At 54.0% G+C, this 21959-nt stretch carries 18 protein-coding genes and 1 pseudogene; 9 read left to right on the top strand and 10 right to left on the bottom strand.

Features of this window, described 5'->3' with window-relative positions:
• Window positions 1-136: 136 nt before the first annotated feature.
• A pseudogene (locus tag TLL_RS13160) lies at window positions 137-259 on the top strand (RNA-guided endonuclease TnpB family protein); the annotation flags it as partial.
• A gap of 19 nt (window positions 260-278) precedes the next feature.
• Here TLL_RS13160 and TLL_RS07655 read toward each other — a convergent pair.
• Window positions 279-911, bottom strand: a complete 633-nt coding sequence (locus TLL_RS07655; protein WP_011057348.1) for a hypothetical protein — start codon at window positions 909-911, stop codon at window positions 279-281.
• A 59-nt stretch (window positions 912-970) separates the two neighbouring features.
• Window positions 971-1828 carry a ribosome biogenesis GTPase YlqF gene (gene ylqF, locus TLL_RS07650; protein ID WP_011057347.1) on the bottom strand — a complete coding sequence of 286 codons (858 nt, stop codon included), beginning with the start codon at window positions 1826-1828 and terminating at the stop codon, window positions 971-973.
• A 412-nt stretch (window positions 1829-2240) separates the two neighbouring features.
• On the opposite strand from ylqF, the gene TLL_RS07645 reads away from it, so the two are divergent.
• From TLL_RS07645 to TLL_RS07635, 3 genes are read left to right on the top strand one after another with little or no spacing between them, the layout of a single operon-like run.
• Window positions 2241-3668: a form I ribulose bisphosphate carboxylase large subunit gene (locus TLL_RS07645; protein WP_011057346.1), complete on the top strand. Its 1428-nt coding sequence runs from the start codon at window positions 2241-2243 to the stop codon at window positions 3666-3668.
• Between the two features lie 53 nt (window positions 3669-3721).
• Window positions 3722-4102, top strand: a complete 381-nt coding sequence (gene rcbX / locus TLL_RS07640) for a RuBisCO chaperone RbcX (RefSeq protein ID WP_011057345.1) — start codon at window positions 3722-3724, stop codon at window positions 4100-4102.
• Window positions 4103-4132: 30 nt separating this feature from the next.
• Window positions 4133-4489 carry a ribulose bisphosphate carboxylase small subunit gene (locus TLL_RS07635; protein ID WP_011057344.1) on the top strand — a complete coding sequence of 119 codons (357 nt, stop codon included), beginning with the start codon at window positions 4133-4135 and terminating at the stop codon, window positions 4487-4489.
• A 140-nt stretch (window positions 4490-4629) separates the two neighbouring features.
• Here the strand turns inward: TLL_RS07635 and TLL_RS07630 are convergent, their stop codons facing one another.
• The 4 genes from TLL_RS07630 to TLL_RS07615 form a co-directional block, all read right to left on the bottom strand.
• On the bottom strand, window positions 4630-7371 hold the full coding sequence (locus TLL_RS07630; RefSeq protein ID WP_011057343.1) for a valine--tRNA ligase: 2742 nt from the start codon (window positions 7369-7371) through the stop codon (window positions 4630-4632).
• 25 nt (window positions 7372-7396) lie between these two features.
• Window positions 7397-8134, bottom strand: coding sequence for a 3-oxoacyl-[acyl-carrier-protein] reductase (gene fabG / locus TLL_RS07625; RefSeq protein WP_011057342.1), 738 nt, complete (start codon window positions 8132-8134; stop codon window positions 7397-7399).
• Window positions 8135-8262: 128 nt separating this feature from the next.
• Window positions 8263-9204, bottom strand: coding sequence for an Rpn family recombination-promoting nuclease/putative transposase (locus TLL_RS07620; protein ID WP_011057341.1), 942 nt, complete (start codon window positions 9202-9204; stop codon window positions 8263-8265).
• A gap of 7 nt (window positions 9205-9211) precedes the next feature.
• Window positions 9212-10057, bottom strand: a complete 846-nt coding sequence (locus TLL_RS07615; protein ID WP_011057340.1) for an Rpn family recombination-promoting nuclease/putative transposase — start codon at window positions 10055-10057, stop codon at window positions 9212-9214.
• Between the two features lie 132 nt (window positions 10058-10189).
• Here TLL_RS07615 and TLL_RS07610 point away from each other — a divergent pair, with 132 nt between their 5' ends.
• The gene (locus TLL_RS07610) at window positions 10190-10510 is read left to right on the top strand and encodes an MgPME-cyclase complex family protein (protein WP_011057339.1); all 321 of its coding nucleotides are present in this window, start codon (window positions 10190-10192) and stop codon (window positions 10508-10510) included.
• Here the strand turns inward: TLL_RS07610 and TLL_RS07605 are convergent.
• Window positions 10507-13998: an AAA-like domain-containing protein gene (locus tag TLL_RS07605; protein WP_011057338.1), complete on the bottom strand. Its 3492-nt coding sequence runs from the start codon at window positions 13996-13998 to the stop codon at window positions 10507-10509. The genes TLL_RS07610 and TLL_RS07605 overlap by 4 nt on opposite strands.
• A 10-nt stretch (window positions 13999-14008) precedes the next feature.
• On the bottom strand, window positions 14009-14815 hold the full coding sequence (locus tag TLL_RS07600) for a helix-turn-helix domain-containing protein (protein ID WP_011057337.1): 807 nt from the start codon (window positions 14813-14815) through the stop codon (window positions 14009-14011).
• Window positions 14816-14955: 140 nt separating this feature from the next.
• Here TLL_RS07600 and purC point away from each other — a divergent pair, with 140 nt between their 5' ends.
• Together purC and TLL_RS07590 are read left to right on the top strand one after the other, a co-directional pair.
• Entirely contained in the window at window positions 14956-15687 is a 732-nt protein-coding gene (purC, locus tag TLL_RS07595; RefSeq protein WP_011057336.1) for a phosphoribosylaminoimidazolesuccinocarboxamide synthase, read from the top strand.
• A 12-nt stretch (window positions 15688-15699) separates the two neighbouring features.
• Window positions 15700-16683 (top strand): glucokinase, encoded by a 984-nt coding sequence (locus TLL_RS07590; RefSeq protein ID WP_164920885.1) that lies wholly within the window; start codon window positions 15700-15702, stop codon window positions 16681-16683.
• Between the two features lie 3 nt (window positions 16684-16686).
• Here TLL_RS07590 and TLL_RS07585 read toward each other — a convergent pair whose 3' ends face one another.
• A complete protein-coding gene (locus TLL_RS07585) occupies window positions 16687-17619 on the bottom strand; it encodes a DUF1517 domain-containing protein (RefSeq protein WP_011057334.1) in 933 nt (310 codons plus the stop codon).
• A 261-nt stretch (window positions 17620-17880) separates the two neighbouring features.
• Here TLL_RS07585 and TLL_RS07580 point away from each other — a divergent pair, with 261 nt between their 5' ends.
• The gene (locus TLL_RS07580; protein WP_011057333.1) at window positions 17881-18348 is read left to right on the top strand and encodes a DUF4079 domain-containing protein; all 468 of its coding nucleotides are present in this window, start codon (window positions 17881-17883) and stop codon (window positions 18346-18348) included.
• Window positions 18349-18612: 264 nt separating this feature from the next.
• On the top strand, window positions 18613-19683 hold the full coding sequence (locus tag TLL_RS07575) for an ABC transporter ATP-binding protein (RefSeq protein WP_231833748.1): 1071 nt from the start codon (window positions 18613-18615) through the stop codon (window positions 19681-19683).
• On the opposite strand, the gene TLL_RS07570 is transcribed toward TLL_RS07575, so the two are convergent.
• Window positions 19680-21914, bottom strand: a complete 2235-nt coding sequence (locus TLL_RS07570) for a transglycosylase domain-containing protein (protein ID WP_011057331.1) — start codon at window positions 21912-21914, stop codon at window positions 19680-19682. The genes TLL_RS07575 and TLL_RS07570 overlap by 4 nt on opposite strands.
• Between the last annotated feature and the right edge of the window lie 45 nt (window positions 21915-21959).

The following is a 21959-nucleotide window of genomic DNA, read 5'->3' as shown; positions in this document are numbered from 1 at the left end:
TGAGTATCGTAAAGGTTGCATGCACAACCGGTTCCTCTTAAATGAGGGGTCTTGGGGGGCTCGAGCCGGATGCGGGGAAACTTGCACGTCCGGTTCCTAGGGGGCTAGGGGGCAGCAATGCCCCCCTGCTACCCGACTAAATGCTGCTCGGAATATTTTGGCCGTGGGACACACGGTTACAGTCTGTGGAGCGGGTGTAAGACCTGATAGGCATACGTCTAGAGGGCAACTGCGAAGAAGCAGAAAGTCCCAAAAGTGATTTTGGGAATCCCCCTGCTTTAGCGGGGGGAGGATGTCAAGTTCAGAGCATCTGCAATTTGGGGCACAGACCCCTTGGTTTGAATTTGCAACTGCCAATTGCCAGCAGCTTTGTCTGGCAAACTCTCAATATATTGCTCTAACTGTTTTTCCGTTAAGTCCCATAGGTGTTGCCTGTGGTTCAGATCAACTCGACAGTTCCAGACCATGACGTTGAGGTGGGGATAGCACTGCCGAATCACCCCTGCCATTAACTCCCCTAGCCAGCAGGTATCCATGGAAGGAAATTGCCAACTGACGGTTTCCGGCTGATCGCTGCCCCAGAGAATCACGTCAGCGGTTTCCGTTGGCGTGGCATAGTGTTTTGCCAAGATTTGCTCATCTAGCAGCAAAACTACGGGTGAAAAGCCACTCTTGGCGTGACAATGCTGATAAACAATTTCACTTAAATAGCGCACACTGTAATAGCGCACACTGTGGCGGTAGTTTCCCTCAGGATCATGGAAACCTCGGGCAACGCCAAATTCCCGATCCAGTTCATCCAGGTGAGGGGGAGTCTTGTGACTGCCGTCCGCCCCAAAACTGCGAACAATGCCATCGCGGCACCGCCAGCCAACTTGCCGATTGCCCACAGTAATGATGAGTGTTTTCATAAAAACTTGATTTGGCAATATCTAGATAAAGCTACATTCTAGATAAAGCTACGTAAGGACTATGGGATGGTGCTGTTTCTGGATTGAGGAGGATGCTCAAGGGCGATCGCCCCCAGGTAACCACGGCGATAGTCCTGCAAGAGTTGCCTGGCTGCCCGTTCCAAGTCGCCATGGTAGCGGCGAGCAGCAAGGTCATAAAGGTAGGTCTCACCGGTGTCGGTAAGGGCTAGACCGTAGCGATCCCTAAGGCGCTCGGCGTACCCCAACTGTTGCATGATCTCCACAAGCATGGGGGCCACCCGACAGGGATCGTAGGCAGCTTGACCAATGTCATCGCAAATGGCCAGTTTTACCGCCGCCTCTTGATTCTTGAAATTCATGGGCAACACCCCTGGGGCATCCAAGAGTTCAAGGACGGGGGACAAGCGCACCCAGCGCAGTTGCCGCGTCACCCCCGGACGCGCTGCACTCTCCACCACCCGCTGCTGCAAGAGGCGATTAATGAGGGCTGATTTGCCCACATTGGGAAACCCTAAAACCACAGCTCGTACGGCTCTTACTTGCATGCCCCGCTGTTGACGGCGTTGATTAATGGCCGCTCCCGCCCGTACCGCCGCCTGTTCGAGTCGGCGAATCCCTTCACCCCGCTGTGCATTGGTGAAAAAAACCGTTTCCCCTTGGGTCTCAAACCATGTCAGCCACTGCTGGCGATCGCGATCGCTAATCCTATCCATTCCATTGAGCACTAAGAGGCGCTGCTTGCCACTCGCCCACTGACGAATTTGGGGATGGCAACTGGCAAGGGGAATGCGTGCATCCCGCACCTCAAAGATCACATCCACCTGTTTCAATTGTTCCTTGAGGGCACGTTCTGCCTTGGCAATGTGGCCAGGATACCATTGAATGATCGGACTCATAGAAATTCCACCCCCTTTTTTTCAAAAACAATAGAGCGATCGCCCCCCATGAGGACCATTAAATTGATTTCAGGCAATCATCAGTGCCTGTTGAATAGAAGGGAGACTATAGTTGTACACCTCTAATTAGAAACCTATAAACAACTCTAAAGATTGATAACCCAAACCTATAGAATAATTAAGAATCTCCAAAGCAACAGTTATTGCATTGGGTATCAACTAAGCTGATCCTAAGCATAAGACCTACGACAATATCACAGGCTTGCGGATGGTTGCATCATCTCGCTGAGTTTTGCACTGCTCAATTTTGCCCCATTTGCGGGGAATCGTAGCGTTCACACTACCCATTGCAAAGGTTGCCCGTAGAGATTGCTCTATTCGGCACAGTCACTGTTAAAGAGGAACAACGTCTATGGCCTATACGCAATCCAAATCCCAGAAAGTTGGGTATCAGGCAGGGGTAAAAGACTACCGCCTGACCTACTACACCCCGGATTACACCCCCAAAGATACCGATATTCTAGCGGCCTTTCGTGTGACCCCCCAGCCGGGCGTCCCCTTTGAAGAAGCGGCGGCTGCCGTTGCTGCAGAATCCTCAACAGGTACATGGACCACTGTCTGGACTGACCTGCTGACCGACTTGGATCGCTACAAAGGCTGCTGCTACGACATCGAGCCCTTGCCGGGTGAAGACAATCAGTTCATCGCCTACATTGCCTACCCGCTGGATCTCTTTGAAGAAGGCTCTGTCACCAACATGCTGACCTCCATTGTGGGGAACGTGTTTGGTTTCAAAGCCCTCAAAGCCCTGCGCCTTGAAGACCTGCGCATTCCTGTGGCTTACCTGAAGACTTTCCAAGGGCCACCCCACGGTATCCAAGTGGAACGCGACAAATTGAACAAATATGGTCGTCCGCTCTTGGGCTGCACCATTAAGCCGAAGCTGGGTCTGTCGGCGAAAAACTACGGCCGTGCCGTTTATGAATGCTTGCGCGGTGGTTTGGACTTCACCAAAGATGACGAAAACATCAACTCCCAGCCTTTCCAACGCTGGCGCGATCGCTTCCTGTTTGTTGCTGATGCCATTCACAAAGCCCAGGCGGAAACCGGTGAAATCAAAGGGCACTATTTGAACGTCACCGCTCCCACCTGTGAAGAAATGTTGAAACGGGCAGAGTTCGCTAAAGAACTGGAAATGCCCATCATCATGCACGACTTTCTCACCGCTGGCTTCACGGCCAACACCACCCTCTCGAAATGGTGCCGTGACAACGGCATGTTGCTACACATTCACCGTGCTATGCACGCCGTGATGGACCGTCAGAAAAACCACGGCATCCACTTCCGTGTCTTGGCCAAATGTTTGCGGATGTCTGGCGGTGACCACATCCACACCGGTACCGTTGTTGGTAAGCTCGAAGGGGATAAAGCCGTTACCCTCGGCTTTGTCGATCTGCTGCGGGAAAACTACATTGAGCAGGATCGCTCCCGTGGTATTTACTTCACCCAAGACTGGGCCTCGATGCCCGGAGTGATGGCCGTGGCCTCCGGTGGGATTCACGTCTGGCACATGCCTGCCCTCGTGGACATCTTCGGTGATGATGCAGTGCTGCAATTTGGTGGTGGTACCTTGGGGCACCCCTGGGGGAATGCACCGGGGGCAACTGCCAACCGGGTCGCCCTTGAAGCCTGTATCCAAGCTCGTAATGAAGGTCGTGACCTCATGCGCGAAGGCGGCGACATTATCCGCGAAGCAGCTCGCTGGAGTCCAGAACTGGCTGCCGCCTGCGAACTCTGGAAAGAAATCAAGTTCGAGTTTGAAGCGCAAGACACGATCTAGTTGGTGGAGTTGGGGTTTAATCGGAGCTAAGGCAACGATTTCCCCGTCGGTCTATGGATGTCAAGCACATTGCCAAGCAAACCACCAAAACCCTGATTAGTTATCTCACCTATCAGGCCGTGCGAACCGTGATTGGGCAACTGGCCGAAACCGATCCACCGCGATCGCTCTGGCTACACCAGTTCACGAGTCAAGAAAGTATCCAAGATGGTGAACGCTACTTGGAAGCTCTCTTTCGCGAACAGCCCGATCTCGGTTTTCGCATTCTCACGGTACGCGAACATCTTGCGGAAATGGTGGCGGACTATCTCCCGGAAATGCTACGGGCAGGCATCCAGCAGGCCAACTTGCAACAACGCTGTCAACAACTGGAGCGGATGACCCAAGTCTCTGAAGCCAATGTTGAAAACAGCAACCTAGAAACCCCTGAATAGTTTGTTGATTGTGAACCAATTGAGGAAGCTATGAAAACACTGCCCAAAGAGCGTCGTTACGAAACCTTCTCCTACCTACCTCCCCTCAGTGATGCCCAAATTGCTCGCCAAATCCAGTATGCGATTGATCAGGGCTATCACCCCTGTGTGGAGTTCAACGAGACCTCCAATGCTGAAATCCGCTACTGGACAATGTGGAAACTGCCGCTTTTTAACTGCACCAACGCCCAAGACGTGCTCAATGAAGTACAGCAGTGCCGCTCGGAATATCCCAATTGTTTCATCCGTGTTGTTGCCTTTGACAACATCAAACAGTGCCAAGTGATGAGCTTTATTGTCTATAAGCCCAATCAGGCCAACAGCGGCTACAGCGGTTATCGCTATTAAGGCTGAGATCTTCTTCAGTGCATTGTAGTTGAATGAAGGGTTAGGGGGGAAATGCCCCCCTATTTTTTGTCTAGCCATCCTGCCACGTTTGACAGGGTAGCAATTTCGACACGATAGCGTGCTGTACTGTTTTTTGCTCGTCAGGGTTGGGTTTTGTCATCGACACCCAAGGATTGGAGTCGGTGCTCAATAATCGCCAGTTGCTGTTGGGCAGCCGCCAATTGCGCCTGAGCCGCAGCGACCACCTCTGGTTGGGCTTTGTTGACAAAATTAGGGTTGTTGAGGCGAGCGGTTAAAGATTGAATCTCTTTCCTCAGGCGATCGCCTTCCTTCTGGAGCTTGCTTACCAAGGCCTCCAGATCTACGACCCCCGCTAGGGGAATGAGTACCTCGCTCTTGCCAACGACACCGCTAAAGACCCGCTGCGGAATTTGTAGTCCGCTGCCGATCGTTAGGGACTCGAGGCGCGCCAAGTGTTGAATATCAGCGGCTCCCGCTTCAAAGATGGGGGCTTCCTCAGCACTCGCCTCAATCAGGGCGGCAATATACAATCCCGGCTTAATCCCTGCCTCTGCCCGCAGATTCCGAATTGTGCGGATGGTTTCAATCAAAAGGCTAAATTGGGCTTCAAGGTCAGGGTCAATGGCGCGGCGATTCGCTTTCGGGTAGGGTTGTACCGCTAAAACTTCATTGTCCGCCACCTGATGCAGCGTGTGCCAAATCTCCTCTGTAATGTGGGGCATGAAAGGATGGAGGAGTTTCAAGGTGCCATCGAGAACCGTGGCGAGTACCTGCTGGGCAGTGCGCTTGGCTTTGGCGTTTTCCCCTTGCAAACGGGGTTTTACCAGTTCAATATACCAGTCGCAAAAATCTCCCCAGATGAATTCGTAGAGTCCCTTGGCCGCCTCCCCCAGTCCATAGCTTTCAATGCGTTCGCGCGTGGTTTGAATAGCCGTGTGGTAGCGACTGAGAATCCAGCGATCGCTAGCGGTCAAGTCTTGGCGTCGCGGGGTTCCTAACTGGCCGGGGGTTTGTCCCTCTAGATTTAGCAGCACAAAGCGGGAGGCATTCCAAAGTTTATTGGCAAAGTTGCGCGCCGCCTCGACAGTTGCCGATTCATCCGTTTTGCGGTTGTAGGCCAAGCGAATATCCTGACCAGCGCCCACAACTTCCTTGACCAAGCTATAGCGCAGCGCATCGGTGCCGTATTTTTCAATTAAAATCAGCGGGTCAATGCCATTATTGGCGGACTTAGACATTTTTTTGTTGTTTTCATCCCGGACCAAGCCGTGGATATAGACATCGCGGAAGGGGATTTTACCGGTGAAGTACTGCCCCATCATTGTCATCCGTGCCACCCAGAAAAAGATAATGTCAAACCCGGTAACAAGGGTGGTGTTGGGGTAATAGCGGCGATAGTCTGGTGTATCATCGGGCCAACCCAGCGTAGAAAAGGGCCATAGGCCAGAGGAAAACCACGTATCCAATACGTCCTGATCCTGCTGGAGTTCAATGTCCTCGCCAAATTGGGCGATCGCCTTGGCACGGGCAGCAGTCTCATCCATTGCCACCACAAAGGGGGTATCATCGCGCACTTCGCCATTGGTTTCACTAACCACATACCAAGCGGGAATTTGATGCCCCCACCACAGTTGCCGTGAAATACACCAATCCCGTAAGTTGACCAGCCAATCGCGATAGACCTTTGCCCAGCGATCCGGAATAAAGCGAGGGGAATGCTGTCTATCTAAGGCTTTGAGGGCGGCATCCGCCAGGGGACGAATTTTCACAAACCATTGGGTAGACAGGAGCGGTTCAATGGGGACTTTGCCGCGATCGCTATAGGGAACGGTGTGCTTATAGTCCTCTACCCGCACTAAAAAGCCCTCTGCCTCTAGACGAGCCACCACCTGTTTACGAGCCACAAAGCGATCTAGACCCGCAAACTCCCCGGCATTCTCGTTGAGTGTGCCATCTTTGTTCATCAGGTTCATCATCGGTAGGCGATGGCGTTGCCCCATGACAAAGTCATTGGGATCGTGCGCAGGGGTGACCTTGACGCAGCCGGTGCCAAAGGTGGGATCCACCAAGGGATCACCAATAATCGGAATCTCCCGATTCATAAGCGGCAGGCGCAGTGTTTTGCCGATCAAATGGCGATAGCGATCGTCTTCTGGGTGAACCGCCACTGCCGTATCCCCCAGCATCGTTTCTGGACGGGTTGTGGCTACCTCCAAATACCCCGAGCCATCCGTCAGTGGATAGCGCAAATACCAGAGATGCCCCTGCACCTCACGGTTTTCCACCTCTAAATCCGAGACCGCTGATTGACTGGCGGGACACCAGTTCACTAAATACTGACCGCGATAGATGAGTCCCGCTTCATAAAGCCGATTAAAAGCTGTGAGAACCGCCCGCGACAGCCCCTCATCCATCGTAAAGCGTTCCCGCGACCAATCCACCGACAGCCCCAAGCGGCGAATTTGGCCGACAATCGTCTTCCCTGAGGACTCTTTCCATGCCCAAGCTCGCTTTAGATAGGCCTCCCGTCCCAAGGCAAAGCGGTTGGTGCCCTCCGCCTGCAACTGTTGATCTAAAATCGTGCTAACGGCAATACTGGCATGATCCGTCCCCGGTAGCCAGAGAACATTGCGGCCAATCATGCGGTGATAGCGAATCAGAACATCAATCAGGGCATGCTCAAAGGCGTGCCCCATGTGCAAGCTACCGGTGACATTAGGAGGCGGAATGACAATGCAATAGGGTTTACCAGGGTGGTTGGGGTCTGCGTGAAAGACACCACTGCTTTCCCAGAGCTGTTGCCACTTGGCCTCCGTTTGCTTGGGATCGTATTGACTGGGGAGGGTAATCGCGTCGGTCATGGGTTTCTGAACTACTCCAAGGCGCCTAGGCCATCACCATACCACCATCCACGTTGAAGACTTGCCCCGTAATGTAGGCGGCTGCCGGATCCAAGGCTAAAAAGCGCACCATCCCCGCCACTTCTGTGGGTTCGCCATACCGTCCTAGGGGAATGAATTTAAGAATGTCCTCTGCTTTGAGTTCAGCTGTCATCTCAGTGGCAATAAAGCCGGGGGCAACGGCATTGACGGTGATGCCTCGACTGGCTAATTCTTTGGCCACGGTTTTGCTAAACCCAATCACACCAGCTTTGGCAGCACTGTAGTTGGCTTGGCCGGGGTTGCCCATTTGCCCTGCCACCGACGCAATGTTGATAATTCGTCCCCGCTTTTGCTTCAGCATCAGTTTACTCACGGCACGGGTACACAGGAAAACCCCGGTCAGGTTCAGGTTAATCACCGCCTGCCAGTCCTCAAGGCTCATACGCAGCAGTAGGGTGTCGCGGGTAATACCGGCATTGTTGACCAGTACATCCACACGGCCATAGGTTTCTACGGTTTTGGCCACGAGAGTATCGACCTGCTCAGGAACAGACACATCGGCAGCGATCGCGATCGCTGTTCCCCCTTGCTGTTCAATCCTCTGCACTACTTCAAGGGCCGCCTCAGCAGAACGGGCGTAGTTGACAACTACAGTGGCTCCTTCCTTCGCCAGTTCGAGGGCGATCGCTCGACCAATCCCCCGTGAGGCACCAGTGACAATGGCAACGGCTGTTTCGCTCAAATCAGTTCTCTCCTAAGGGCAAAAATGCTACACCTATGAATAACCCACCACAAATTTTAACAGCGGACGTTACCCCTCTTGGGGCTAGGGCATGTTATGGCAATTGATCAGCAATCGAGGCAGTATTGTTAGGCGGAGCGATTTAGCCACGCAAATACTTCCTCTAAGTGAGTGAAGTCTAGAAGTGCTTCTGCCAAAGCTTCGATTTGATTCAGAGAGAGGTGACGAATGCATTCTTCAAGCTCACTGGGCACACTGCCAAATCGCCGCCTTAACTGCCGTAGGACAACGGCTGCTTCTCCTTGTTGCAATCCCTGTTGCAATCCCTGCTGCAAGCCTTCCTGAAGTCCTTCTTCTCGTCCTTCTTGTCTTCCCTCTTGTCTTCCCGCCAGTCGCCCCTCTTGTAATCCTTCCTCCCGTGCCTCCGCATACACCTCCCGATAAAACCGTGTCCGCTTCAGTTCCTCAGTGGTAAACCCCAGCATCCGCAACACCTCCTCCCGACTCAGCTCCGTGAACTTATACAGCACAATCGTCGTGATTAACTCTATTATGACTTCTGGCCTTGGCACCGCCTCTGTGTGAGTGCGCTCAGCCAATAACCTCGCCACTCTCGGCATCTCTGCTTCGGATAATGCCGTAAGCTGCATTAGGGCCAGGCTCAATGGCAAGCTGTCCGGTGACCCCAACTCATTCAGATACACTCGCCGCAGACGGGGACTATGGACCAACAGATCATAGGGGGCAAAAGACTCTTGCTCCGTTTGCCGATTCGGATAAATCACCACCGCTTGCCAATCTGCAAAGGTGGAGCGATACAGGCGCAGATAGAGAAAAATCTCCGCAAAGAAGCGTTCATAGAAAGTGTTATCCCGCTGAAACTGCACCTCACAGAAATAAACCGTGCCTGCAGGGTCAGGGGGCACAAAGACGCCATCGATGCGAAAGGCGGTTTGCTTCAGCTCAACTGAGTCAAAACGATACCCCTCAGGGGTGTCTATGCCCAAGAGGTCAAAGAGGGTCTGGGGTAGTTGGGCAAAGAGTTGATAAAAGAGGGAGTCGCGGCGCATGGGTGAGTTATGAAGTCTGCTCTAGCCATGCTGCCACTTCCTCCAGCTCCCTGAAGTCAAGCAGCGCCTCCGCCAAAGCCTCGATCTGAGGAGCAGAGAGCCGCCGAATCCGCTCCTCCAGCTCACTAGGCACACTCCCAAATCGCCGCCTTAACTGGCGCAAGACAACTAGCACTTCTCCCTGCTGCAATCCTTCCTTCCGTGCCTCCGCATACACCTCCCGATAAAACCGTGTCCGCTTCAGTTCCTCAGTGGTAAACCCCAGCATCCGCAACACCTCCTCCCGACTCAGCTCCGTGAACTTGTACAGCACAATCGTCGTGATTAACTCTATTATGACTTCTGGCCTTGGCACCGCCTCTGTGTGAGTGCGCTCAGCCAATAACCTTGCCACTCTTGGCATCTCTGCTTCGGATAATGCCGTAAGCTGCATTAGGGCCAGGCTCAATGGCAAGTTGTCCGGTGACCCCAACTCATTGAGATACACTCGCCGCAGACGGGGACTATGGACCAACAGGTCATAGGGGGCAAAAGACTCTTGCTCCGTTTGCCGATTCGGATAAATCACCACCGCTTGCCAATCTGCAAAGGTGGAGCGATACAGGCGCAGATAGAGAAAAATCTCCGCAAAGAAGCGTTCATAGAAGGTGTTATCCCGCTGAAACTGCACCTCACAGAAATAAACCGTGCCTGCAGGGTCAGGGGGCACAAAGACGCCATCGATGCGGAAGGCGGTTTGCTTCAGCTCAACTGAGTCAAAACGATACCCCTCAGGGGTGTCTATGCCCAAGAGGTCAAAGAGGGTCTGGGGTAGTTGGGCAAAGAGTTGATAAAAGAGGGAGTCGCGGCGCATGGGCGAGGTAGAGCGATCGCTCCGACCAGAAACTGTAGAAAACTTGAGGACTAAAGGGCTATGTAGGCAGGGATTTCCCCTATGGTAAGCTGAGGAATGAATAAAATATGTTGTGGTTTTGCATAGATCTCTATGGCGACGTACTATTACATTCTCGCAAGCAAAAAGTTTTTAACTGAGGAAGAACCCCTTGAGGAAGTGTTTCGCGAGCGGCAGCGTCACTACCGGGAGCAGGGTAAAGAGATTGATTTTTGGCTGGTGCCAGAGCCTGCCTTTTTAGAGCAACCCCAGTTTGCTGAACAGAAGGCGCGTTGTCCGCAGCCTGCCGCAGCCATTATCTCTACCAATCAGCAATTTATCCAATGGCTAAAGCTGCGCTTGGAGTACGTCCTCATGGGGCAATTCACCAGCGAGGAGGTTCCGAATCCCCTTGCTTCCCTTGCGAGTGTCTAGGGACAGGCTTGAACAACCGCGGGATTTTGGTGACGGTAGTCCTTGAGCCAATCACAGGCGCTTGTTAATAACTGTCCTAGGCTAGCCAGCGGGCTAATCCAGACCTCATCATCCTCAGTGCCGATCGCTACATAAAGTTGATCGTGGCCACTCACATCAATGCTGTAGGGAATGGCAGAAATGCGGTCAAGGAGCATAATGAGCTGGCCTCTTTGGTTCCAAACCCGCACGCTGCGATCGGAGGAGGCGGTGGCAATCATTTCACCATCAGGACTCAGACCGAGACTGACAATACTCCGCTGGTGAGCACGAAACACACGGGGGTAAGGGGGGGGATTTTTGCCATGAATTGACCACAAATAGACTGAGCCACTTTCACCAGCCGCCGCAAGGAATTGGCCATTGGCACTGAATTCAAGACTGGCAAGCCATCCTGCACCAGGGTTCAGGCGATAGGCAAGGCGATCGCTCTCAAAATTCCAGACCTCAATGGTGCCCACCGACCCCGTACTCGCGAGCAAGGGGAGTGCCGGATGAAAGCTGAGGCTCCAAACTTCACCTTCACTTTTGCGCTGTTGAATTTTCTCTGGCCGCTGGAGGTCAATGAGATAAATGGTGCCTTTTTCATCGCCTGCCGCCAAGTACCGCCCTTGGGAATCCATAGACAGGGTGTAGAGCGGAACCTTGATGGGGAGTTGCCAGGTCCGTTGGGACTGATCTGCCAGGTTCCAGATCACCAATTTTCCCCCTTCGGTGGCGATCGCCACCCGTTGACCCCTGGGACTAAAGAGCACTTGGTTGATGCCTTGGGGATCGAGAACTGGGGTTGTGGCTAGAAGGGTGCCATCTCTTCGCCAGTGCTTGACGCGGCCATCTTTACCCCCTGTGACCAGCGTAGCGGCTTGAGGATCGAGGGCCACTGTCCAAATACTTTCTTGATTGGCAAGCCAGTATTCCGTGCGGTAATGATCGAGGTACCACAGCGTCATTTGCCCGCCGCGATCGCTACTGAGGAGAACTGATCCCGTTGGATTAAAGCTGACGGTATTGATCAGGCGTTCATGCCCCCCCAACTCAGCAATCAGTTCACCCGTTGGCTGCCACAGACGCAGGGTGTTATCTGTGCTCAGGGTCAATAGACGATAGCCCACAGGAGACGTGCCCACGAAATACACTGGAGCTGCACTGACGCACCATTGATTGATTTGTTGCCCTTTGGTGTTCCAAAGGCGGAGGGTGCCATCTTTGCCCACCGTGGCCAGTTGACCATTGCTCAGATACGTCAAACTCGTTTGGGGAACAGGAAGATCACCTTGGACTTGCCACGCTTGGAGCAGTTTCCCCTGACGGGACCAAACCCGAATCCAGCCTTCCTCATCGGCAGTGGCCAAGCGATCGCCATGGATGGCATAACTCAAGCTATTGATACTCTGACTAGGGGTGGCGATCGTGGCCAGTAATTCGCCCCCAAGGCTCCACCGCAGGATATTACCCGTGGTTGTGGTGGCCGTCAACTCTTGCCCCTTCGGACTAAAGCGAAAGTTGTTGATGGGTAGGGCAGGCAAACGCCGCTCAAGGACAAGTTTTTGCGGCTCGATACGCCACAGGGAAATTTCCCCCTTGTCATTGAGCAGGCCCAGGCGATCGCCCCTAGGGCTAATCCGCGCCAGTTTGACATTGCCCATCTCCAAAGACTGGGCCTTGAGTCGCTCGCCGTTCACCCGCCAAAACTCCACAAGGCCGCTTGCACTAATGCTTAACTGCTGACCGTCGGCAGTCAAAAAGGCAGCCATCAGGGGGGTATGTTTACTCTGCCATTGGTTGCGGGCTTGAATGTGATCGAGGAAAAAATTGAGCACAAAAAGAGGCCGCGTAGTGGGGTATTGGCTCAGGGGGCGATCGCCCACCAATCGTTTTAGGTCCCGTCCTGCCTGAATCCCTGCCAACAGAGCGGACAATTCCTGCCTTTGAAACTGTTCTAGGAGATCGTTGCTGGTTTGCTCAAGGACCAAACTTTCTTGGCTGGCCTGCAAATCGGCGTAGGTTTTGGCCAAAATCGCGGCGACCCCCAAGGAAATCACAGAAACAATACCCAGCGCCATGAAAGCCCGCTGGGTCAAGCGATTGGCCTTGTGGCGAGCTGCCTCCAGAATTCGATTGGCGGCACTGATGGCTTCTTTTTCTTGGCGCTCAAGGAGGAGAGTATCTTGAATTGCCTTTTGGTTCGCTTCTTGACTAGCAGAAAGGTACTGATAATCCAGATCGCTGAGACTTTTGCCACTGGCCCAGACCAATGCTTCCTCCAGCGCTTGTCCCCTCAGAAGACGAGAGCTATCCCTCCCCCCAGAGCGCAGCCATGCTTGGAAGTCTTCACTATAGGGGCGCAGTTGGGCCAATTGTTGCTCAACCCACTGGGCATCAAAAACTTGGGCATAGATGGGGTTAAACACCTGCAACTTACCTTGGCGCTGACACACCAATCCCGTCAAAGCTAGGGCGCGCTGCTCAGTACTGCCATCGAGGGGAACGCCCCCCCCTTCTAAAATCCGCTGATAGAGACCTAAAAGACGACCGATGCGCTGTTCATCGGCCAGCAAGCGATTGCGAATGGTTTTTAGATGTTCTGGTTCATCTTGGCGCTCCCAATCCTGAAGAATATGCTCTTGGACAAACTGGGCTAACCGCTGGGAGAGCATTGCCGCTGGCATGAATGACCCGTGCTGTTGCAGGAGCCGACAGAGTTTTTGGGTCAAGAAGGGTTGGCCGCCCGTCCACTTGAGGATCTCTGCTAAGAGTTGATCGGGGTTGTCGCTAAGATGGGCAATGCCCTTGAGTAGGGGAGTGGCTTCCGCAAGGGTAAACCCCTGTAAATCAATGGCACAGCCAATGTTAAAGGGAGTGCGCTGCTTATCCTGAATCAGTTGATCGGGGGTGGCCACGCCAAAAAGGGCAAAGGTTAAGCGCCGATATTCGGGGCAATCCGCCCGTTGGTTGTAACAAGCCCGAATCCAAGCAAAAAAATCATCGGTGGCAAAGGGCAGGCTCAGCAGACTATCAATTTCATCAATGAAAATCACGAGGGGTTCGCGGGTGTAGGCAAGGAGCACCGTTTCTACAAAGTCGCTGAGGCGTTGAATCGGCGACACAAGCTGGCGATCGCGCCACCAAGCGCGCAACGAGACCACATCGGTTAACTGGAATCCCTGAATCAGAGCGCCAACAAAGCTGGCATACCACTGCTCAGGCTGAATATTTTGGCTGCCAATTTTGGTAATGTCAATGGCAGTACAGCGGCACCCCCTTGTCATCAGTTGCTGCGTCACCTGCACCCGCAAGCTGGATTTACCCATTTGCCGCGAATTGAGAATATAACAAAACTCACCAGCAGTGAGGGCGGCCAAGAGATCGGCATCCGCTTGCCGTCGGACATAGACTGCCGATGTGGTGGGTAAACTGCCCCCCACTTGATAGGTGGCTGCCGCATCCATAGATTTGAACCTAGTTTGAGACGGTACGCTCCGGTGCTGTTGACGTGGTCGTGGTCTCGGAAGTCGCCTGACTAGGAAGAAATTGTTTTTCTGTCACTTCTCCCGGTTGTCCCATGGGTTGGAATGGGCCATTATTGACACTCACTTTGACAGCGCCGGCATTGCCCGTACGGACAATTAAACGTTCCTTGGCTTGCCAACCGCGCTCTGTTCCCGACTCCAAAATACCGGCATAGACAACTCGACCATCGGCTTCTACCTCTAGCCAGGAGGCATCGGAGAGGGACAACTTGACCTCAACCATTGCAAGGGGAGTGGGACTAGGCGTCGGCGTTGCCGCTGCTGTGGGAGTGGGTGTGGGGCTGGGGGACGCGGTAGGGGTAGGGGCGGGGGGTAGATCAGTAATGCTTTGGGCTGAGGGACGAAAGAGATAGGCCAACCCAGTCACTGCTGCTGCCACGAGGGCAAAGTAAATCAGATAAAGGTGAATTGGCCGCAACTGCCAACCAAGTCCGTCGTTGCCAATACTGGGCTTATCGGAGCGCTCCACAGGGTCAGCGGCCGTTGGAAAATTTGCGGCAATAGTTTTGCCGTCAAGACCAAGGGCATCGGCAAAGCGGCGAATAAATCCTTGAGTATAGACGGGTTCGGGCAACTCATTGAGACTGCCATTTTCAATGGCTGCAAGGATTGACTGGCGCACCAACGTTTTGGCGGCCACCTCCTCAAGGCTCAGACCCAGTTCGAGTCGCTTGTCGTGGAGAAAGGCGCCAATTTCTGCCAGTTTTTCTGCCTGTTGATTACTGAGGTGAGGCATTGTTGTCTATCTCCTGCCGTCAGTCTATGCCAATTTACGGAAGAGGGGTTTAGCCATTGGGATGATCCTATAGCAAGCTCCTGTGGATTAGGGGACTGCCTTTGCTAGGCTAGATCTGGCTTTTAGACACACCTCTTTTTATGACTCAGTTTTCTCCCTTGTACGAAGGCAAGGCAAAAATTATTTATGCCACCGCAGATCCAGACGTGCTATTGGCAGAGTTCAAGGATGATGCCACTGCCTTTAATGCTCAGAAACGCGGCTCGATCCAAAACAAGGGAGTAATGAACTGCGCGATCGCCAGCCATTTGTTTCAGTATTTGGCGGCTCAGGGCATCACCAATCATTTTATTGCCCAAGTGGCTCCCAACAAGATGCACATTCGGCGAGTGGAGATTATTCCCCTTGAGGTGGTGGTGCGCAACCAGGCGGCGGGAAGCCTCTGTCGGCAAACAGGATTACCCTTGGGATTAGCCCTCAATCCCCCCTTGGTGGAGTTTTACCTCAAAAATGACGATCTCGGTGACCCACTGCTGACCCCAGATCGCCTGCGTTTATTACAGGTTGCAACGGATGAGGAAGTGATCCAGATCCGGCAAATGGCCTTGGCAGTCAATACCCATCTCAGTCACTTTTTTGCCGAGTGTGGCATTACCCTAGTGGACTTTAAGCTAGAGTTTGGCCGGCGGCCGACCGGTGAGATTCTTTTGGCGGATGAAATTAGCCCCGACAGTTGCCGCCTCTGGAATCGGGATGAAAGTGATCCTGAGAAGCGTATTCTTGACAAAGATCGATTTCGTCAAGATTTGGGGGCCATTGAAGAGGCCTATGCCCTCGTGATGCAGCGAGTGTTAGCCCATAGCGTGAGTTAGCAAGGGGTGGCAATGACGGTTGTCCTTGGCGCCGATGTCGGCGGCACAAAAACCCTTGTGGAGTTGTGGGAGGTGGGGGGTCGTGATTGGCAGTTGCTCTACCGGGCGAAATACCCTAGCCGCGATTTCCCTAACTTGACAGCCCTTTTGCAAATGTTCCTCAAGGAAAGTCCTGCCCATCCACAGCGGGCATGTCTGGGGATTCCAGGCCCAGTCATTGACCAAGTCGCTCAGGTAACCAATTTGGGCTGGCGGGTCAGTGCTGCCGAATTAGAGACGGCATTACAGATTCCTGGCGTGACGCTGCTGAATGATTTTGCGGCCGTGGCCTATGGCGCATTGGTGCTACCGCCGACGGATTTTGTTGTTCTTCAGGAGCGGCCGCGCCGTCCCCAAGCGCCTATTGCCCTACTGGGAGCCGGTACTGGCTTGGGGGAAGCACTGCTCATTTGGCAGGGCGATCGCTACCAAGTCATGCCCCTTGAGGGTGGTCACACCGATTTTCCTCCCCGCAACGAAGAGGAAGTGGGTCTACTGCGCTATCTCTGGCAAACCTACGAACGAGTCTCTGTGGAGCGGGTGGTCTCTGGCCCAGGGCTGGTGGCCATTTACGACTATCTCAAGAGTGTCCACTTCGCTGCCGAGTCAGCAGGGGTGGCAGCAGCAATGGCAAGGGGAGAGGATCCCGCCGCCGTCGTGAGTCAGTACGGCCTCGCGGGGGATCCCCTGTGTGCAGAAGCCTTGCGGATGTTTGTCGAAGCCTACGGCGCAGAGGCGGGCAACCTTGCCCTCAAAAGTTTACCCCTCGGCGGGGTACTTATTGCTGGGGGGATTGCCCCCAAAATTTTGGCAAAAATGGCCGATGGCACCTTTCTCCAAGGGTTTGTGAATAAGGGACGGTTTCGCCCCCTGATGGAGCAGTTGTACGTTGCTGTGATCATCAATCCTGAGGTGGGATTACGGGGCGCGGTACATTTAGCTGCTCAGGGGGTCTAGGGGTTAGAGGTGCTTCAGTTGCGGATAGGCCACTAGCAGTTCATCGGCAGTGAGGGTATCACCAATGGCTTGGGGTTGCCACAGAACTTCAACGGCCAGGAGGCGATCGCTCCCAATGCCCCCCAACTCTTGCAGTGCTTGCCGCAGTTCTAGATCATTATTGACTGCGGGCAATTTCAAGCGGCCAGTGGCAGCCACCACCAAGGTCACGACAATGTATTCCCCCACATCCTTGCTCACCACAGGGGCGATCGCCGTCTGCTTAATCTCACGGCGGTAGTTGGAGAGGGTTTCAGCACTGAGTTTGCTGCGCTCCGCAAGCGCCAGTTGGTTAAAGGCCGTTTCCGCCTGCAGTAGTTTTGTTTCTTGGCTACTGGCGTGGGCATAGACCCAGTATTGGGGATGCCGCAGCAGCGCAAGGGTTGCCTCTTGAAGGACCTTGGTCAGACCTTCGGGACTTTGGGTATCGGCAGTGAGTGCCAGTTGGTTCAGTTCCGCTTGGAGTTCGCGAGCTTGGGCTAGGAGTCCGACATGGAGCGTATGCAGTGAGACCACCGGGTTGTCTTGGTCGATTTCTGAGTCATCCCCACTGTTGCGGAAGTTGCGGAAGGCGGAGATCAAACTATTGGCAAGCACCCCGAGCATAATGATCGTGAATAGGCCGCCAAAGCCACCGCCAAAACCAAAGAAGGGAATCAGGAAGGGAAAGCCAAAACCACCGCCATAGACTGGAACGGGCTGAGCATAGCCGTAATCAGTGCGGGGGGCACGGTAGGAACGGCTAGGCGCTGGACGACTAAAGGAGCCACCCCCGATACGTCCGCCACTGCGGGCTGCCCATGCGGTACCACTGTCAAGGACAAGATGGGCAATGAATACCCCCACTACCACAATTGCTGTAATAGACTTGAGACGTTGCCAAAAAGTTTTCATCATAAATTGTGTTCCCAAGGATTGACACACCGAAGGAGATGTCCTGCTCTCAGTCTAACGTTTTGTTATCCAGAGAACAGAGGGTGAGGTCCAATCAAACCCGAAGACCCTTTTCCCGTAGAGGGGACACCCTGGCAGCGGTCAACATTCGAGAGGCTCTTATCCCTATTTGGGTAGGCCATATTTGAGAAAGGGCCTATATTACGATATAAGAAGCAAACTTTCGCTGAATGCTTTGCCTGCCGAGTTCTGTTCACAAAAACAATGATTGAAATTCCTGAGCCTCTTCAGCCGGTGATCACCTTTGCTCACCCGGTACTCATGTGGATTCTTTTTGCGCTCACGCTCTACGCCATGTATTTAGGGATCCAAACCCGTCGCCTGCGCACCCTCAGCGGTGAGGAAAAGAAAGCCTTGATCCAAGCCAAGGTCAATGTGAAACACCACCAAGTTGGCGCTATCTTACTGGCCTTAATGGTCATGGGTACGATTGGTGGGATGGCCGTCACCTACATCAATAATGGCAAGCTCTTTGTCGGGCCGCACTTGATTGTGGGGCTAGCGATGACAGCATTGGTTGCCATTTCTGCGAGCTTAACCCCCTTCATGCAAAAGGGCAGTGAGGCTGCTCGTGCCTTGCACATGACCCTAAATCTGTTTTTGGTGATCCTTTTTGGTTGGCAAGCGGTGACGGGTCTACAAATTGTGCAGCGAATTCTCAATGCCAGCTAGGGGAAAGTGGCAACCTAGAAAGAGACTGGGGCAATTGCCAAAATTCTGCAACAAGTGAGCACTTTTGTGCCAGAATTAGGGGTAGCGCTGATTACTGCAAATAATTTCCAACGCAGTGGGGGTGCTTGGATTTCCCTGAGCGCCCTTGGCTGAAGTAGGGGAGACCTCAAGGGGAAACACTTCTTGCCAGCACTGGCTTTGACTCCTTTGGCGGTGTTTCTGGCCAAAGGGCTGCATTGCAGACAGTTCACTTTCTGGGTGCCGATGACGACACTTTCCCTGATGCCAACGCTGAAAACGGCTGTCCAGGTTGCCCATTTACACAAGTCCTTTGGGCGTTTTCTGGCAATTCGCGATCTCAGCCTCTGGGTCCAGGAGGGGGAAATTCTGGGTCTATTGGGGCCGTCGGGTTGCGGCAAGACAACGTTACTGCGCCTAATTGCCGGTCTGGACACGCCAGATGCTGGGGAAATTAGGGTGGGCGATCGCTGTGTCGCAGGGGCAAATGTGTTTATACCGCCAGAACAACGGTCCTTGGGCATGGTTTTTCAGGACTTTGCCCTGTTTCCCCATCTAACGGTGGCTGAGAATATTGCCTTTGGTTTGCAACAACAACGCCTTAGTAAGCCGCAAATTCAGGAGCGAGTAGCAGCGGTTTTGGCCCTGGTGCGCCTAGAGGGAATGCAAAAGCGCTATCCCCATGAACTTTCTGGGGGACAGCAGCAGCGAGTGGCCTTGGCACGGGCGATCGCCCCCCAACCAGCCGTGATCCTCCTCGATGAACCCCTGAGTAATCTTGATGCCCAGGTGCGACTGCAATTGCGGCAGGAATTGCGCCAGATCCTTAAGGGAACGGGGACAACGGCCATTTTTGTTACCCACGATCAGGAAGAGGCTCTGAGTCTGTCGGATCGCTTGGCGGTGATGCGCCAGGGCAAAATTGAGCAGGTGGGTACCCCAGAGGAGATCTATCGCTGTCCTGCCTCACGATTTGTGGCTGGGTTTATTACCCAAGCCAACTTTTTGCCTGCCTGTGCCGAAGGGGCTCAGGTGCGCACCGATGTTGGCACGTTTCCCCTTTTGGAAGCTTTGGCGAAGGGGGAAGGAGAGCTGATGATTCGCGAAGAAGATCTCCAGTTGCAGCCCGATCCTGAAGCCAGTAGTTGCTTTGTGATTCGCGATCGCCAGTTTCTCGGTCGCGAGTATCGCTACTGTATTCAACTGCCTTCCGGCCAAGAACTCCATGCTCGCCAGCCCCTCGCTGTGGATATTCCCATTGGTACTGCTGTGAAAGTGGCGGCTGAGGCGGTGCGCTTTTTCCCGAAGGAAAACTAATTTAGGGCGCGTCCCATATACTCACCCCAAAGGGCCGCCGCCAGCCCACTACTACCTTGGGTGGGGCTATTGTCATCATTGCCTAGCCAAATACCGGTGAGGACATCGGCGGTGGGCACGTAACCAATAAACCAGAGATCGCGGCCATCATTCGTCGTGCCGGTTTTGCCAGCAACAGGGCGACCAATGGCGGCAGCACGCCCAGTGCCGCGACTGACAACCGCACTCAAGAGGATCGTCATTTCGTTAGCGATCGCAGGATCGAGAACTTGTTGGGGCGTTTCCTCCTTGGCTGCATAAATGAGGCGACAGGTTTGCCAGTCATTGGGTTGGCTGCAATCGCCGCCATCGCGAACTGCGAGAATGGCATGGGGCGGAATGCGCTGCCCCCCATTGGCGAGCACGGCAAAGGCCCCACTCATTTCCAGAAGGGTTACCTCACTTTGACCAAGGACAAGGCCGGGCACAGCTTGCAGCGGTGTCGTAATTCCCATTGCTCTGGCCAAGCGGATAATAGCTTCTAAACCAACGGCTTGGGCAAGGCGTAAGGCAATAGGATTTTCAGAAAGCGCCAAGCCCGTGGCGAGATCCATAGCGCCACCCCCGCCACGACACCCCTCGAATTGTTGTCCCTGCCAGAAAACGGGGGCACAGGAAAACACTTCGCCGGCGGTGTGTCCTTTGATGAGTGCTTCGGTGTAGACAAACACCTTGAAGGTCGAACCGGGCTGGCGCAGGGCCAGGGTGGCACGATTAAACTGGCTTTTTTGGTAGTCGACACCCCCCACAAGGGCACGAATGAGACCACTGCTGGGCTGGAGGGTCATTAAGGCTCCTTGCTGCACCCCATAGGCACTACCTGTGCTACTGATGAAATTGCGCAGACTGGTTTCGGCCAGTTCTTGCCAGCGGGGGTCGAGGCCAGTTTCGACAATGAGGTTGCCCTCGTGAGCCAGTTCATCCCCCAGGAGTTGGGCAAGCTCCTGATAGACATGATCCGTGTAGTAGGGAAAGCGTTGGGCACTAAGGAATTTGCGCGCCTTGGGGCTAATTTCAATCCGGGAGCGCCGGGCGCGATCGCCCTCTTCCTTGCTGATGTAGCCCTGCTGCACCATGCGCAAAATGACCCGATTGCGATAATCCACCGCCGCATCGTAGTCGCGCACCGGATTAAAACGGTTGGGTGCAGGCAGAATCCCCACCAGCGTGGCCGCCTCATTCAGCGTCAGGTCTTTGGCGGACTTATCAAAGTAGAATTGAGCCGCATCTTCAAAGCCGCGATTGCCCATGCCCAAATAGACACGGTTCAGGTAGGCCAAAAGCAACTCATCTTTGCTGTAGAAAAATTCCAATTTCAGGGCAACCGCCATTTCTCGCCATTTGCGGCCTAAACTATCCTCCGTGCCGACTTGGGAGCGAAAGAGGGTACGTGCCAGTTGCTGGCAGAGGGTACTGGCCCCTTCGCGGGTTTGCCCCGTGAGTACATTGGTGACCATTGCCCGCGCCATGCCCATGGGATCGACACCAAAGTGCCAATAGTAGCGAACATCCTCAGAGGCCAGAACCCCATGAACCAAGTAGGGGGAAAAATCATTGAGCGTCTTGAGTTCACGGTGGGGGCGATCTTCAAGGGGATTGATCAGTTCCCCCTGGCGATCGCGGAGAATAATGGGACCTTGCTCCAGGGGAGGTAGGGGACGCACCGCCACTTTGTTGGCCTCAATGCTCACTAAGGCAATCCCAAGGGCACTGAGACCCATGACCCCCCAAATGCCATAGGTGAGACGAGAAACCCAGCGGGGCGGTGGATTGTGGAAGCGGAGGGTAACGGCGCCTTTGACCTCTGGTGGCCCTAGGGTGATCACATCGCCATGGTGCAGCTCACCCATTTGCAGGCGCTGCCGTTGGCGATAGATGCCATTGGTGGAATCTAGATCTTGGATTTCAAAGACACCGGTGGGAGTGAGTCGCTTGAGGCGGGCATGGGTGCCACTGACAATCTCCGCGTCAATCATAATGTCGGCGCGACTCTGACTACGGCCAAGAATGTAGCGATCGCCAACTAAGGGAAAGACTTGCCGTTGACCTCGGTACTCCACCCATAGTTCAGGGGTGCGGGCATTTTCCCGCAGGGAGACCTGTTGCCAATCAAAGCGAGAGTGAACCGTCTGCACCGCTTGGGTGACGGTTTGGGTCACCGACTGCCAAAGATCTCGGGCAGGATTAGGCATGGTCGCAACAGGGACGGCGTGACGGCACGTACGGGTAACAGATTG

Origin of the sequence: Thermosynechococcus vestitus BP-1 (assembly GCF_000011345.1) — a bacterium.
GTDB lineage: Bacteria > Cyanobacteriota > Cyanobacteriia > Thermosynechococcales > Thermosynechococcaceae > Thermosynechococcus > Thermosynechococcus vestitus.
Note: the sequence above shows the minus strand (reverse complement) of the source record. Positions and strands in the feature narration are given on the sequence as shown.

Excerpts from the sequence above, each read along its gene's own strand:
- TLL_RS07585 (WP_011057334.1), bottom strand. The coding sequence starts at position 17,619 with ATGATGAAAACTTTTTGGCAACGTCTCAAGTCTATTACAGCAATTGTG.
- TLL_RS07620 (WP_011057341.1), bottom strand. The coding sequence starts at position 9,204 with ATGCGCCGCGACTCCCTCTTTTATCAACTCTTTGCCCAACTACCCCAG.
- TLL_RS07605 (WP_011057338.1), bottom strand. The coding sequence starts at position 13,998 with ATGGATGCGGCAGCCACCTATCAAGTGGGGGGCAGTTTACCCACCACA.
- TLL_RS07635 (WP_011057344.1), top strand. The coding sequence starts at position 4,133 with ATGAAAACACTGCCCAAAGAGCGTCGTTACGAAACCTTCTCCTACCTA.
- ylqF (WP_011057347.1), bottom strand. The coding sequence starts at position 1,828 with ATGAGTCCGATCATTCAATGGTATCCTGGCCACATTGCCAAGGCAGAA.
- TLL_RS07575 (WP_231833748.1), top strand. The coding sequence starts at position 18,613 with ATGACGACACTTTCCCTGATGCCAACGCTGAAAACGGCTGTCCAGGTT.
- TLL_RS07570 (WP_011057331.1), bottom strand. The coding sequence starts at position 21,914 with ATGCCTAATCCTGCCCGAGATCTTTGGCAGTCGGTGACCCAAACCGTC.
- TLL_RS07655 (WP_011057348.1), bottom strand. The coding sequence starts at position 911 with ATGAAAACACTCATCATTACTGTGGGCAATCGGCAAGTTGGCTGGCGG.
- TLL_RS07590 (WP_164920885.1), top strand. The coding sequence starts at position 15,700 with ATGACGGTTGTCCTTGGCGCCGATGTCGGCGGCACAAAAACCCTTGTG.
- TLL_RS07645 (WP_011057346.1), top strand. The coding sequence starts at position 2,241 with ATGGCCTATACGCAATCCAAATCCCAGAAAGTTGGGTATCAGGCAGGG.
- TLL_RS07580 (WP_011057333.1), top strand. The coding sequence starts at position 17,881 with ATGATTGAAATTCCTGAGCCTCTTCAGCCGGTGATCACCTTTGCTCAC.
- TLL_RS07615 (WP_011057340.1), bottom strand. The coding sequence starts at position 10,057 with ATGCGCCGCGACTCCCTCTTTTATCAACTCTTTGCCCAACTACCCCAG.
- TLL_RS07610 (WP_011057339.1), top strand. The coding sequence starts at position 10,190 with ATGGCGACGTACTATTACATTCTCGCAAGCAAAAAGTTTTTAACTGAG.
- purC (WP_011057336.1), top strand. The coding sequence starts at position 14,956 with ATGACTCAGTTTTCTCCCTTGTACGAAGGCAAGGCAAAAATTATTTAT.
- TLL_RS07630 (WP_011057343.1), bottom strand. The coding sequence starts at position 7,371 with ATGACCGACGCGATTACCCTCCCCAGTCAATACGATCCCAAGCAAACG.
- rcbX (WP_011057345.1), top strand. The coding sequence starts at position 3,722 with ATGGATGTCAAGCACATTGCCAAGCAAACCACCAAAACCCTGATTAGT.
- TLL_RS07600 (WP_011057337.1), bottom strand. The coding sequence starts at position 14,815 with ATGCCTCACCTCAGTAATCAACAGGCAGAAAAACTGGCAGAAATTGGC.